The following is a 13403-nucleotide window of genomic DNA, read 5'->3' on the forward strand; positions in this document are numbered from 1 at the left end:
GTGCTAGAGTTTCATGGAGTATTAATCCCGGTTTCCCGAGGCTATCCTCCTGTATAGGGCAGGTTTCCCACGCGTTACTCACCCGTCCGCCGCTAGAAAGATTAAAAAATCATCCGAAGAATCAATTCTAATTTTCTCGCTCGACTTGCATGTGTTAGGCGTGCCGCCAGCGTTCGTCCTGAGCCAGGATCAAACTCTCAATAAAAATTTAAAGTTTGTTTTCCTTTGACCCAAAATTGAATCAAACGTTAGCTTAATTTAGCTTTATAATTTTACAACTTATAAGTTGTTGTTATCTACACTGTTCAGTTTTCAAAGACCAATTTGTTGTCGCTGTTTGCTAGCGACTCTTAATACTATATCAGGTTTCAAGTAGCTTGTCAAGAACTTTTTTGTTTCCTTTTAAATTCTTTTTTCTCTTTAGAAAGACAAGCTTTCCTGACGACTCTTAGTACTATATCAAAATATTTTCATATTGTCAACATCTTTTTTTAAAATATATATATCCTATTATCTTAAATAAAAAAGATTAAGAATCAAAAGATTCTTAATCTAAAAGTCCTTTCCCCATAGTAAATGCTTCTATATTTAAATCAACATACTTTTCTTTTATGTTTTCCTTCAATATTTCATTCCATTCAACACCATCTATATTTATAAATTCAATTAATGCTCCAATCATTATAATATTCTGAGTTCTTACATTTCCTAATTCTTTAGCAAGTTTAAATCCTTTTACTAGACTTACATTTGCTTTAGACTTTAAATCTTCTAATATATTTTCAGGATATTCTCTTTCACCTATTAAAATTGGAGCTGAAGGTATTTTATAATCATTTACTATTATTTTTCCTTCCGGTCTTAAATAATCTATCCACCTTGCTGCTTCCATTTGTTCAAATGCTACTATAACATCTGCTTGACCTTTACCTATTATAGGAGAATAAACCTTACTTCCATATCTTATTTGTGTAGTAACACTTCCCCCTCTTTGAGCCATACCATGTACTTCAGACATTTTAACGTCATAACCTGCACTTATTAAACCAGCAGACAAAATCTTACTAGCAAGAATAATTCCTTGTCCTCCAACTCCAACTAATAATACATTTTTTACTTTATCCATTTTTATTCACCCACCTTTTTAATTACATCAAAAGGACATATTTGTAAGCATACATCACAACCTACACACATATTTTCATCTATAATAGATCCTTTATCTTGTTCAAAAGATATTGCGGGACAACCAGATTTTAAGCACATTTTACATTTTCTACATTCAGTACTTTCTACAACACATGCTTTTATATCAAGACCATAATCATCTATTTCTTCTTGTGTAGATTTCTTTAAAACACAAGGATACTTAGTTATAATAACCGAAGGAACATCTAACTTAAGAGACTCTTCAATTGCTTTCTTAGTTTCTGAAAGATCTAATGGATTAACTGTTTTTATATCTTTTACTCCTATAGATTCACATAATTTAGTTATATCTATTTGTGGTGCCTCTTCTCCCATCAGTGTATACCCTGTTCCTGGATTTTCTTGATGTCCTGTCATTCCTGTTATTCTATTATCTAGTATTATTGTCACAGAATTTCCTTTATTATATACAATATCTATTAACCCTGTAATACCTGAATGAAAAAATGTAGAGTCTCCAATAACTCCTACTACTTTTTTATTAATTCCATTAACTTCGCATGCCTTGTTAAACCCATGACCAGCACTAATGCTAGAACCCATGCAGATACACGTGTCCATTGTGCTAAGAGGAGGAGCTGAACCCAATGTGTAACATCCAATGTCTCCTGTAACTACAACATTCTTCTTTTTACTTAATTCATAAAATAATCCTCTATGTGGACATCCTGCACACATAGTAGGAGGTCTACCTATAATCATTTCTTCATTTTTATTAATTTTCTCTGCTTTTTTATTTAACAATGATTCACGTATTATATCTGGATTAAGTTCTCCAGTTAAAGGTATATATTCTTTTCCTATTACATTTATACCCATAGCCTTTATTTCTGTTTCTAAAAACGGCTCCAATTCTTCTATAACATACAGCTTTTCTACTTCAGATGCAAAGTTTTTAATTTTCTCCTTAGGTAATGGAAATGTAAAACCTAACTTTAAAAAAGATGCATTTTCACCAAATACCTCTTTGGCGTATTGATATGCAACACCAGAAGATATTACCCCTATTTTTTTATCATTCCACTCTATAGTATTTAAGTGTGTATTATTGCTATATTCTTCAAGCTTTATTAATCTATCTTCTAAATCAATATGTAACTTTCTACCATTAGCTGGTGTAGCAACATATTTAGGTATGTTTTTTTCATATTGTTTTATTTCTACACTTTCTCTATTGTTCTCTTCAACTAAACCTTTACTATGACATATTCTAGTAGTCAATCTTAATAATACAGGAATATTATATTTTTCACTTATCCTATATCCTTCCTTAACAAAATCTTTAGTCTCTTGACTATCACTTGGCTCTAGCATGGCTAGCTTTGCTGCTTTTGCATAATACCTATTGTCTTGTTCATTTTGAGAACTATGCATGCCAGGATCATCAGCAGATATAATTACGCAACCTCCATTTACTCCAGTATATGCAAATGTAAATAAAGGATCTGCCGCTACATTAATACCTACATGCTTCATAGCAGCTAATGTTCTTGCCCCTGCAATAGAACCACCTATGGCTACTTCTAAAGCAACTTTCTCATTAGGTGACCATTCCGAATAAATTTCTTTATATTTAGAAACGTTTTCTAGTATTTCAGTGCTGGGTGTACCTGGATACGCTGCTGCTAATGTTACCCCCGATTCATAAGCACCTCTAGCTACTGCTTCATTACCCGTTAAAAGTTTTTTCATAAATCTACACTCCTTTTTAAGATATTACGCTACCTAGTGCAATTGAGTTTAATTTTGTTTCATAGTCATCTGCTCTTGACACTAAGACTATAGGTACTTTTGCTCCCATTATAACACCTGCAGATTTTGCTTTAGCAAAATAAGTCAAACTTTTACCTATACCATTTCCCATTTCTATATTAGGTACAAGCAAAATATCAGTTTCACCTGCAATATTACTTTTGAATCCTTTAGTCTGAGCTGCTGATTTTGATATAGCTAAGTCTAATGCTAAAGGTCCTTCCACAATAACATTTTGAACAAATTCTTTTTTCCATAATTCTTCTATATCTTTTGCATCAACAGTAGATTGCATTTTAGGATTCACCTTTTCTTTGGCAGAAAGACATGCTACATTAACTTTTTTATATCCTAATCTTATCAATGCATTTGTTCCATTTTTTATTATAGATATTTTTTCTTCTACACTAGGATTTATATTCATACCTCCATCTGTTAATGCAAGTAATTTATGATAACTAGGTATTTCGTATATCATTACATGACTTAATAAACTCTCTTCTCTCAACCCATATTCTTTATTTAAAACTTCTTTTAGTAATATTGAAGTGTCAATTAAACCCTTCATTATAAAATCAGCTTCACCTGCTTTTATAAGTTTCACAGCAGTCATTGCTGAATCTTTTATGTCTTTTGTTTGTATTTTTTTATATTTTTCTATATTAAGATTTAATTCTTTTGCAATTAACTGTGTTTTTATTATATCTCCAATCAATATAGGATCTATAATATCTAATTCTGCAGCTTCTACTATAGCTTTTAATAATTCTTTATCTTCACATGCTGCAATAGCAAGCTTTTTTGTTTTTTGATTTTGACTTTTTTTTATTAACTCTTTAATTGTCTGCATTAATTCTCCCCTTTCAATTGTTAATATTTAAATTAATTAAAGCTATTATATATATATTAGATATTTATTTTCTAATACCTTTTTTAAATAATGAATTTAATTTTTAATTTTCTGTAATCTTTTGAAAATAAAAAAGAAAAGAGTAAATTTACTCTTTTCTTTTTTCTATTTCTATCATACAAGCTTTAGTTACTTCATCTTCAGGATTTAATTCAAATGCTCTTTCTATATCTATTTCTGCTTTTTTTAGATTATTCATTTGTAAATATGACATTCCTCTATTGCATAATATTTCTGATTCTTTAGGTTTTAATTCCAATGCTTTATCAAACTTATTTATAGCTTGTGTATATTTTTCTAAATTTGCATAACATAATCCAAGCTCATTTAAAGTATCCACTTGATTAGATTCAAATATCAACACCTTTTCAAAATACCGTACAGCTTCACTATACATTCCAAGTTGTCTATAAGCAAGTCCTACAAAAAATAACAAATTCCACCAATCCCCATGATCTTCTACCAATGGAAGTAATTTTTCTAAACCTTCATTAGCTTTCCCTGTCAACACTAAATTATATCCTTCTTCATATCTAACATCATCTTTCATAACTTCTAATTGTAATTTTACTTCATCTGTTAATTCATTCATTGAAGTCATACTAATAAATTTTCCCCATATAATTTCTGACTTCTTAAATTGCTTAATATTTCTATAGTGATATCCTAATTTATAATAAGCAAGACTAAAACTTGGATCTATATCTAATATAGTTTCAAATATATAAGTTGACTTTTTAAAAAATATATTTCCAGATTGACTTTCATTTTTATTATAGAATTCTATAGATTTATTTTCTAAAGCTAATCCATAACTATATAACGCTTTTACATTTTCTCTATCTATGTTTAATAAACTTCTTAAATATATAAGGGCTTCATCTACTTTATTATCATTTAACTTTTTTATACCTTCTGCTAATATATATCCTTTAATATTAGCATCATATGAATACAAAAATTCTAAATATTTTTCTTTATGTTTAAATTTAGGATCTATACCAAGTAAATATATAATCCCATCTACCATATATTTAACTTTAAGTTCTTCTACTTCTTTATTGCTTTTTATCTCTTTTGCTAAGTTTTTTACTATTAAAGGATAAGGAATAGTCTCATCTAATTCTATTCCTTTAACTTCTAATTGTTCTTTATTTTTCAATTCAATAAAATAAATATTATCTGTTTTTGATTCAAAATATTCTTGTATAGTTTTCATATTAAACTCCTTTGTATCTATAAAATTTTATGAAATATTATGTCATCTACATAGTGTCCTTTAGTTTCATCATAATGGTCCATATGAACAGATCCTGATATACTAAATCTTAATTTTAATAAAGTATTTAATGATGCATAATTATCATTATAAACATATGCTCGAACTATTTTTATACCATCATTTTTCATATCTTTTAATCCAAATTCAGTAAGTCTTTGAGCAATTTTTTTACCTCTTAATTTTTTTCTTACTGCTAAAGTTAAAAACGCACTATGATTCTCTTTACCTTTTCCTTTTATTCCCCTAAATACTGCTATTAACTCCCCTTCATCTTCACAAATATATAAATAATTATTTTTATCTTCTAACATTTGCTTTACTTCATCTTTAGAGTTTACATCTACAAATGTAACCTCCGCCTTCTCTTCTTTTAAATCATTAAAAAATTCATATACATCTAAAATATCTTTTTTATCCATGCTTCTAAATTCCAAGCCCATAATACCCCTCCAAACCTTATAGAATAGCTTATTATCTAAATCTCATATTATAAAATACTACTTTATTTATATAAATCTCTCATATATATTCTCTTCCTTCTAGTACTTGTACTAAGGTTTTCAAATAATACTCCTCTATAAATCATAACAAAAGAAAAAAGTATTTGTCCTATTATATATATTATAATTGAAGAAGTAGAAAAATTTAATCCTAAGCTAAAATTAATAGAGAATAAATTTAATAACAATCTTCCAGATAAAATATATAATAGAATCATAAATATAATATTAGGTATAAACCATTCTAACCAGTTTTCCTTTATAAACTCAAATGCATAAACTATAGTTTCCCAAGGATCATAAAACTTTTGATAAAGAGATTCTGGAAGTGCATTTAAAAATATAAATATAGCTAATGGTATAAGCATGGTAATAAAACTTCCTAAACTCCCAATCAAAGGTGATAAAATCATATTATATAATAAACTTGCAAGCCATCCAATTAAAAGTACACTATATACTTTACGAAGAAGAGCTGTAAAACCCATTTTAAAATCTTCTAAATCAAACTTCTCTACTCTAATTATATTTTGAAGTAAATATAAATAATTAGAAATCATAGAAGCCATTGCAAGTGTTAAAACTATACCCCCTATTATTCTTAAAACCCCCATAAATAATGTGTTAACGACTATCCCTAATACAATATTTATAACTAAGTATGCTAATCCTGTAAGTATTAATGTCCAGTTTTTCGTCAACAGACGAATAGTCTTATTAAATGCATCTTTATTTAAATATAATAAGTCTTTTAATATAACCATTTTAACTCTCCTCTTCTAAAAATTCTTTTGTAATATCATAGACTTTTGACTTGGTAAAAACATTATTTTTTCCCTTATGTTCAAATAGATATACTTTTTTTACATATGATATATCTTCTTTGTCAAAAGTTTCTAAAAAGCTTCCAATATCAAATTTAAAACTTATAATTGAAATGTCTTTTATTATTTTCTTAGCAGATAAACCTATATAACTTGGCAAATATTTTTTCAAATTATCATCTTTCTTTAAAAAATCATGACGAAGCTTTTTTATTTTATATTCATCATAGAATTTAATGTAATTTGGCATTGATTTATTGTTATTGAAGATATAATCATATTTTAAAATATCATTAAATATATCATTATCTTTTTTAAAGTAAAATATAAAATATTCATACAGTATTTCATATAATTTCTTTAAACTATGAGATATAGTGTGATATCCTCGTTCTTCCCAGTAGCGAGAAAAATGTTCATAAAAATCAAAAGGATTGTCAAAATAATTTTTAATTATATAATTTATACTATTTTTAAAATTTAATTCATTTCCATATTTATCAACTAAATCTTCAATGATCTTAAGTTTTAAAATTTCATCATAACTTATAAATTTATTTTCCATAATTTCATAAGGTGGTGAATCATGAAACTTAAAACCATATTCTCTTGTTTTTTGTCTTAATTCAGATCCTTTTAATAGTTTCAAAAAACCTACTTGCAGTTTTTCAGGCTCCAAATTATATACATCATTAAATGAATTTTTAAAGCTATTATAATTTTCGTATGGAAGACCTACTATTAGATCTAGATGTTGATGAATATTTTTATAATTATTTATCTCTTTAACTACAAATGAAAGTTTATCAAAGTCAGTAGTTCTCCCTATAGCTTCTATAGTTTTTTTGTTTGTTGACTGTACCCCTATTTCAAATTGAAACATACCTTCAGGTACACTTTTTAAAAACTGTATCATTTCCCTATCTAATAAATGAGCTGTTACTTCAAAATGAAAATTAATATTTTCAGGATTATTTTTCATTATATAAATCATTATTTCAATTGAATATTTTTTATCTGCATTAAATGTTCTATCTACAAATTTAACTTGTTTCACTTTAGAATCTATAAGAAATTTTAAATCTTTTTTAACTCTATCAATTGAAAAAAATCTTACTCCTTTTATTGTAGAAGATAAGCAAAATTTGCAATTAAAAGGACAACCTCTTGATGTCTCATAATATATTATTTTATTTTTAAAGGAATTCATATTACTTATAAATGGAGAAGGAATTTTATCTAAATTATTTATTAATGGCCTAGAAGCGTTTATTTTTATATTATCTCCAACTCTATATGCAAGACCTAATAAATCATCATACTTTTTATTTTTTATCATGTTAATAATAAGCTCTCTAAAGGTTTCTTCACCTTCACCATAAATTATAAAATCAATAAATTTATTATTATTCATTAATTGTTTTATATCAAAAGAAACTTCAGGACCACCAAGTATAATTTTCAAATCTGGTTTTACAATTTTTAATTTTTCACATATGGTAATAGTTTCTTTAAATCCCCATATATATGTAGAAAATGCCAATACATCTATATTTTTTTTGAAAATTTCTGATACTATAAAATTTAAATTTTGGTTTATTGTATATTCTTCTATATCTACATTAATATTTAAATCTTTTATATATTCTTTTAAATATCTTATAGAGAGAGATGAATGTACAAACTTTGAATTAAGTGTTGTAATTAATAATTTCATCTTTTGCACTCCTAATTGGATAATGTTTTCTTCATATCATTATAATACTTTTTTATCATACCAGCAAATTCTCTATTTTTTATATCCTAAAACATGAAAAAAATTTATCTCTTTTACGAAATAATTTGCTAAAGAATAATTATATCTATCATATGTATGGGTTGATATATAAATATTTTCTAAAGTTCTTGGACTTTTAATATCAACTATAACTAGAGAATGTTCAAATACTATATCTGAATCAAAATTAAGTTGTACTATATCTCCTATTTCGACTTTATCAATATTACTTTTTTCTACAACTGGGCCTCTTCCAGTATTATTTTCCAAAAATTTTTTCAAATAATTTGCAGAAGTCCATGCAGGCGCTCTGTCATTTATATTGTTATAATACCATCCAGTCCATCTATTGTAATTCATAGGACATCCTCCTGCATATAGCACTTGTGAAATAAAATTAGTACAATCTCCTCCTAAATCTTCAAAATTATAATATTTAGGATTTCTTTTAAAAGCCCACTTTTTAGCATATTGTTTTGCTTTTTCTCTATCATATTTATATAATATACTCAAAACTACCCCTCCCATTAAAAAATACTCTTTAAATATAATTTTATTCCAAATAAATAATAATTATTATTTATATTCCTTGTAAAAAAAAGAGGAATAATATACACTTTTGTAGAAAGATATTATATACAACTATTTTATTAGTAATTATGAAAGGAGAAAAATGATGCAAGAATTTGAAAAAATATCTATAGCTGAAATACCTAAAAAAGACATGCTACTTATATTAGAAGCATTGCAATATACAGGTGAAAATAAGAATTTAGAGGAATATTTATCTTTGAAAAATAGTATTGTTAGTGAACTTAGTGAACTTGCAGATAGTTCTGAAGAAGAATTTATAGATTACTTAAAAAAATAAATTTAACACCCTAGTACTAGGGTGTTAAATTTATTTTTGAAATATATATAATCCTGATTTTGTCATGATCTCTATAGTCACAGTATCATTTTTATAATATTTTTTTATTATTTTTGATCTATTTAACAAAGGATGATCTATAATATCACCTTGATTAGAATCGAATAAATTTGGTATATTATTCATGTTTATATCTAAACTACTAGGATCAATTCTGCCTTTTCTAAGTTTAACTAAATAATCTGATATTTTAGTCATGAACTTTTTATCACTATATTCTATTTTATTTATTTCTTCAGAATAAACTCCTAATAAAGATAATAAAAATATGTCATTAATTTTAGCATTATCAACCTCACAATGATTTTCAATTATTAATATACTTTTTTTAATAATGTCATCGTTATATGAGATATCATTTAATGTATTTATCAAATTTATTCTTTCTTTTTCAAAGTTTATTGTATAATTACCTTCAAATTCTTCTAAATCTATTTTATAGTATTTTTTATATTCATTTAAAAATTCAGTTTGAGAAAAGTTTATTATTTCATTTTTTAAATTCTTTAATATTTCTTCTTTTTTATACTCTCCACTGATTAATGTATCTAATAATTTCCCTAATAAAATACCACTTAATAAACTTTTTATATTACCAGTAAAAAATAAAATATTCTTTATAATCTCTTCTCTAGCAATGTCAAAATCAGAATTAGTAATAACTATAGGTATTATTCTAGCTGTAAAGTTTGAGTCTTTATATTTCCAATAATTATTAGTTTTGTTTTTATCAGAATTATAAATATAATATTTTAATAGTTCCATTTCCTTTATAAATCTAGGATAATATATTCTTACCCCTTTTTTATCTTCTGAAGGCATTAAAGATTTAATAGTACTCAACATCAATTGTAACTGATAATTCCTTATTACATTTTTATTATTTTTAAGTGCATCCATTGTCGATGCTGAATTTATTATTTTTTCAATTATATCTTTAGACATATGTTCCTCCCTTCTATTAGTTCAATACCCACATAAGTATTTTTTAAAGACCATAAAAACACCCTACAAATTATATTTTCTAATATTTTGCAGGATGCTTTAAAATAATATATCTATTATTAATTACATTTTTTCAGGAGCTTCTACTGCTATAAGTGAAAGACCTGTTTTTAATACATCTCTTGTAGATTTTACTAATAATAATCTAGCTTTTTTAACTTTTTCATCATCTACTAAAATTGGACAATCATGATAGAATCTATTAAATGCTTGAGCTATATCAACTATATGACGTGTTATTATTGCAGGTTCATATTTTTCCATAGCATCAATTACAACTTGCTTGAAATCATGTAGAAGTCTTACTACATTAACTGCTTCTTCATTTAATAATAATGAATAATCAATATCATCAGTAACGTCAACATTAGCTTTTTTTAGTATGCTATTTGCTCTTGCATGAGTATATTGAACATATGGACCTGTTTCACCTTCAAATGCTAATGTTTTATCCCATGAAAAAGTGTAATCTTTAATTCTACTATTTGATAACTCTTGGAATACTATAGCTCCTATTCCTATTTGTTTTGCAACTTCTTCTTTATTTTCTAAGTTTGGATTTTTTTGTTCTATTATTTCCTTAGTTTTATCAACTGCTTTATTTAAAACATCTTCTAAAAATACTACTCTACCTTTACGTGTAGACATTGTACCTTCCTCTAATGATACCATTCCAAAAGGAACATGCACACAATCTTTTGCCCAATCAAATCCCATTAATTCAACCATTTTCATCCATTGTTGAAAATGTAAAATTTGTTGAGAACCAACTACATAAATATTTTTATAAAAGTCATAAGTTTCTTTTCTATATAAAGCAGCTGCAACGTCTCTAGTAATATACAATGTAGATCCATCTCTTTTTTGTACAAGTGCAGGAGGCATACCATAAGGTTCTAAATCTACTATTCTTGCACCTTGTGAATCTTCTAATATCCCTTTTTCATTCATAATATCTATTACTCTAGGCATTTTATCAGAATAAAAGCTTTCACCTGCTAATGAATCAAACTTTATATTTAACATCTCATAAACTCTATTAAACTCTTTTAAACTAACATCTCTAATCCACTGCCATAATTCTTTTGCTTCAGGATCCTCACCTTCTTCTAGTTTAAAAAACCATTCACGGGCTTTATCATCTAATTCAGGTTTCTTTTCTACTTCTTCGTGAAATTTAATATATAATTTAAGAAGTTCTGGTATCGGATTAGATTCTATAACTTTTCTATCTCCCCATGCTTTATACGCAACAATCAATTTACCAAATTGTGTACCATAATCACCTAAGTGATTAATAGCTATTGTATTAAATCCTAAGAAATCATATATTTTATAAATTGAATGTCCAATTACAGTACTTCTAATATGCCCTATGTGGAAAGGCTTAGCAATGTTAGGAGATGAAAACTCAACTATTACATTTCTATTTTTTCCTATATTTGTAGCACCATATTTATTTTCCTTTTCATATACTTCCTTTAATACAGTCTCTGAAAATAATTCTTTATTCACAAAAAAGTTTACATATGCACCTTTATTCTCAATGTTTTCAAAATATTTATTTTCTCCGATCATATTTACTATATCTTCCGCTATCAAATTAGGAGATTTTCTAAATATTTTTGCCATCTTAAAACATGGCATTGCATAATCTCCCATATCATAACTTGGTGGAGTTTCTAATAATTCTAATACCTCTTCTTTAGATATTTGTTCCACATTTTGATTTATAATTTCTCCAATTTTCTCTTTAAAATCTATCATCATTCTACCTCCTCAAAATATTTTCTATCAAAAAAACTCGTCTCTTATATAAGAGACGAGTTACACCCGTGTTACCACTCTAATTGACAAAAATTTATTGTCCACTCATAATAAAATAACGGTTCAACCGACACATCTTACTCATTTCAGATGGTTTCTCCAAGGCTCTATTCAAATATTAAAAGGTATCAGGATTTCACCATTTCCCGACTCTCTAAGACTCTTTTTTATATTTTACTATCCTCTTCATTGAATTTTAAATATTAATTTCTATTTAATATACCATAATATTAAATACTATTCAAGTAAAATTTAGATATTCTAAAAAGTATGATTATATAATTATACTTTTTAGAATATCTAGTGCTATATAATTCTTCTTACATTTTTTCAAGTATTACCTTTATTTATAAGTATACCCATTTACATACTCTACAATACTATTTTGTAGTATATTTTGTGTTTGTTTTATATGGTTGAGAAAATATTTATTTTTTTAAGTCTTTATATGTTATTAAATTTTCTTTTGAATCAGCTTTTTTAACCCCATTTATAATTGCATTTTCCATAGTAATGCTAGCAAGCATACCAACAGCACTTATATCTGCATTTATTTTACCTGTAGAAAGCGTAAAAATAGTATCTCCATCAAAAATAGAATGAGATGGTCTTATAGCTCTTGCAAAACCATTATGGGCCATAGAAGCTATTTTATTCATTTCTGCTTTATTGAATTTAGCATTTGTTATAACTGCTCCTATTGTAGTATTTTGCCCAAATAAATTTTCTGTTTTATTATAATTTTTTATCATTTCTTTTTCTGTTCCTAAAAACTTATTTTCATCATTTCTAAGGCCAGCAATTATTTTTCCATTATCAAGTATATCTCCTAATGCATTTACAGCTACTATTGATAAAACTTTTAAATCTCCAACTTGAATACCATAAATACCTATACCACCTTTCATGGCACTATTTAACCCATATAACTTTCCAACACTTGCTCCTATCCCTGCACCAAAAGAACCTTCTTTAAAATTATTGTTATATGCATTCTTACAAGCATTGTAACCTAGATTCTTATCTGGTCTAACTTTTGAATCTCCTAAATTTAAATCAAATAAAACAGCACCACAAACTATAGGAACTTTTGCTACTCCTACATCAAATCCAATATTTTTTTCTTCTAAAAATTCCATGATACCACTAGCACAATCAAGTCCATACGCACTTCCTCCGCTTAAAAAAACACAATGGACTTTTTCTATCATATTTTCCGGTTTTAAGACATCGGTTTCTCTAGTGCCTGGAGCTCCACCTCTTACATCTACTCCAGCTACAAATCCTTTTTCCGAAATAATAACAGTACACCCTGTAGGACCATTATCATATTCTGCATTCCCTACAAATATATCATTTATATCTTTTATACCTATTTGCTTCATC

12 protein-coding genes, 1 rRNA gene and 1 other annotated feature are annotated in these 13403 nt (G+C 26.7%); of the genes, 1 reads left to right on the forward strand and 12 read right to left on the reverse strand.

The genetic code is table 11. The features are described 5' to 3' along the window. The 9 genes from E0D94_RS09875 to E0D94_RS09915 all read right to left on the reverse strand — a co-directional run. Positions 1-205: ribosomal RNA gene (locus E0D94_RS09875) — 16S ribosomal RNA — on the reverse strand; the annotation flags it as partial. Between the two features lie 342 nt (positions 206-547). Further along, positions 548-1126, reverse strand: coding sequence for an indolepyruvate oxidoreductase subunit beta (locus E0D94_RS09880; protein ID WP_130807402.1), 579 nt, complete (start codon positions 1124-1126; stop codon positions 548-550). Positions 1127-1128: 2 nt separating this feature from the next. After that, on the reverse strand, positions 1129-2901 hold the full coding sequence (gene iorA / locus E0D94_RS09885; protein WP_130807403.1) for an indolepyruvate ferredoxin oxidoreductase subunit alpha: 1773 nt from the start codon (positions 2899-2901) through the stop codon (positions 1129-1131). Positions 2902-2917: 16 nt separating this feature from the next. Then, on the reverse strand, positions 2918-3811 hold the full coding sequence (locus E0D94_RS09890; protein ID WP_130807404.1) for a bifunctional enoyl-CoA hydratase/phosphate acetyltransferase: 894 nt from the start codon (positions 3809-3811) through the stop codon (positions 2918-2920). A 148-nt stretch (positions 3812-3959) separates the two neighbouring features. Beyond that, on the reverse strand, positions 3960-5090 hold the full coding sequence (locus E0D94_RS09895; RefSeq protein WP_130807405.1) for a tetratricopeptide repeat protein: 1131 nt from the start codon (positions 5088-5090) through the stop codon (positions 3960-3962). A 17-nt stretch (positions 5091-5107) separates the two neighbouring features. Then, positions 5108-5593 (reverse strand): GNAT family N-acetyltransferase, encoded by a 486-nt coding sequence (locus E0D94_RS09900; RefSeq protein WP_130807406.1) that lies wholly within the window; start codon positions 5591-5593, stop codon positions 5108-5110. A 62-nt stretch (positions 5594-5655) separates the two neighbouring features. Further along, a complete protein-coding gene (locus E0D94_RS09905) occupies positions 5656-6417 on the reverse strand; it encodes a hypothetical protein (RefSeq protein WP_130807407.1) in 762 nt (253 codons plus the stop codon). A gap of 1 nt (position 6418) precedes the next feature. Further along, positions 6419-8194, reverse strand: coding sequence for a B12-binding domain-containing radical SAM protein (locus E0D94_RS09910; RefSeq protein WP_130807408.1), 1776 nt, complete (start codon positions 8192-8194; stop codon positions 6419-6421). A gap of 72 nt (positions 8195-8266) precedes the next feature. Next, on the reverse strand, positions 8267-8767 hold the full coding sequence (locus E0D94_RS09915; RefSeq protein ID WP_242620529.1) for an amidase domain-containing protein: 501 nt from the start codon (positions 8765-8767) through the stop codon (positions 8267-8269). Positions 8768-8930: 163 nt separating this feature from the next. Between E0D94_RS09915 and E0D94_RS09920 the strand changes: the two genes are divergently transcribed. Further along, a complete protein-coding gene (locus E0D94_RS09920) occupies positions 8931-9125 on the forward strand; it encodes a hypothetical protein (RefSeq protein WP_130807410.1) in 195 nt (64 codons plus the stop codon). 30 nt (positions 9126-9155) lie between these two features. Here E0D94_RS09920 and E0D94_RS09925 read toward each other — a convergent pair whose 3' ends face one another. The 3 genes from E0D94_RS09925 to E0D94_RS09935 all read right to left on the reverse strand — a co-directional run bounded on the left by E0D94_RS09925 (position 9156) and on the right by E0D94_RS09935 (position 13402). Then, the gene (locus tag E0D94_RS09925; RefSeq protein WP_130807411.1) at positions 9156-10130 is read right to left on the reverse strand and encodes a hypothetical protein; all 975 of its coding nucleotides are present in this window, start codon (positions 10128-10130) and stop codon (positions 9156-9158) included. Between the two features lie 123 nt (positions 10131-10253). Next, positions 10254-11957, reverse strand: a complete 1704-nt coding sequence (gene argS, locus E0D94_RS09930; protein ID WP_130807412.1) for an arginine--tRNA ligase — start codon at positions 11955-11957, stop codon at positions 10254-10256. A 48-nt stretch (positions 11958-12005) separates the two neighbouring features. Then, positions 12006-12216 (reverse strand) — a binding site (T-box leader). A 229-nt stretch (positions 12217-12445) separates the two neighbouring features. After that, positions 12446-13402: a P1 family peptidase gene (locus E0D94_RS09935; protein WP_130807413.1), complete on the reverse strand. Its 957-nt coding sequence runs from the start codon at positions 13400-13402 to the stop codon at positions 12446-12448. Position 13403: the final 1 nt, after the last annotated feature.

The organism is Senegalia massiliensis (genome assembly GCF_900626135.1).
Taxonomy (GTDB): Bacteria; Bacillota; Clostridia; order Tissierellales; family SIT17; genus Anaeromonas; species Anaeromonas massiliensis.

What these genes read in the sequence shown, in the direction of transcription:
- E0D94_RS09935 (WP_130807413.1), bottom strand. Translation starts at nt 13,402, where the DNA reads ATGAAGCAAATAGGTATAAAAGATATAAATGATATATTTGTAGGGAAT.
- E0D94_RS09880 (WP_130807402.1), bottom strand. Translation starts at nt 1,126, where the DNA reads ATGGATAAAGTAAAAAATGTATTATTAGTTGGAGTTGGAGGACAAGGA.
- E0D94_RS09905 (WP_130807407.1), bottom strand. Translation starts at nt 6,417, where the DNA reads ATGGTTATATTAAAAGACTTATTATATTTAAATAAAGATGCATTTAAT.
- iorA (WP_130807403.1), bottom strand. Translation starts at nt 2,901, where the DNA reads ATGAAAAAACTTTTAACGGGTAATGAAGCAGTAGCTAGAGGTGCTTAT.
- E0D94_RS09895 (WP_130807405.1), bottom strand. Translation starts at nt 5,090, where the DNA reads ATGAAAACTATACAAGAATATTTTGAATCAAAAACAGATAATATTTAT.
- E0D94_RS09925 (WP_130807411.1), bottom strand. Translation starts at nt 10,130, where the DNA reads ATGTCTAAAGATATAATTGAAAAAATAATAAATTCAGCATCGACAATG.
- E0D94_RS09890 (WP_130807404.1), bottom strand. Translation starts at nt 3,811, where the DNA reads ATGCAGACAATTAAAGAGTTAATAAAAAAAAGTCAAAATCAAAAAACA.
- E0D94_RS09920 (WP_130807410.1), top strand. Translation starts at nt 8,931, where the DNA reads ATGCAAGAATTTGAAAAAATATCTATAGCTGAAATACCTAAAAAAGAC.
- argS (WP_130807412.1), bottom strand. Translation starts at nt 11,957, where the DNA reads ATGATAGATTTTAAAGAGAAAATTGGAGAAATTATAAATCAAAATGTG.
- E0D94_RS09900 (WP_130807406.1), bottom strand. Translation starts at nt 5,593, where the DNA reads ATGGGCTTGGAATTTAGAAGCATGGATAAAAAAGATATTTTAGATGTA.
- E0D94_RS09910 (WP_130807408.1), bottom strand. Translation starts at nt 8,194, where the DNA reads ATGAAATTATTAATTACAACACTTAATTCAAAGTTTGTACATTCATCT.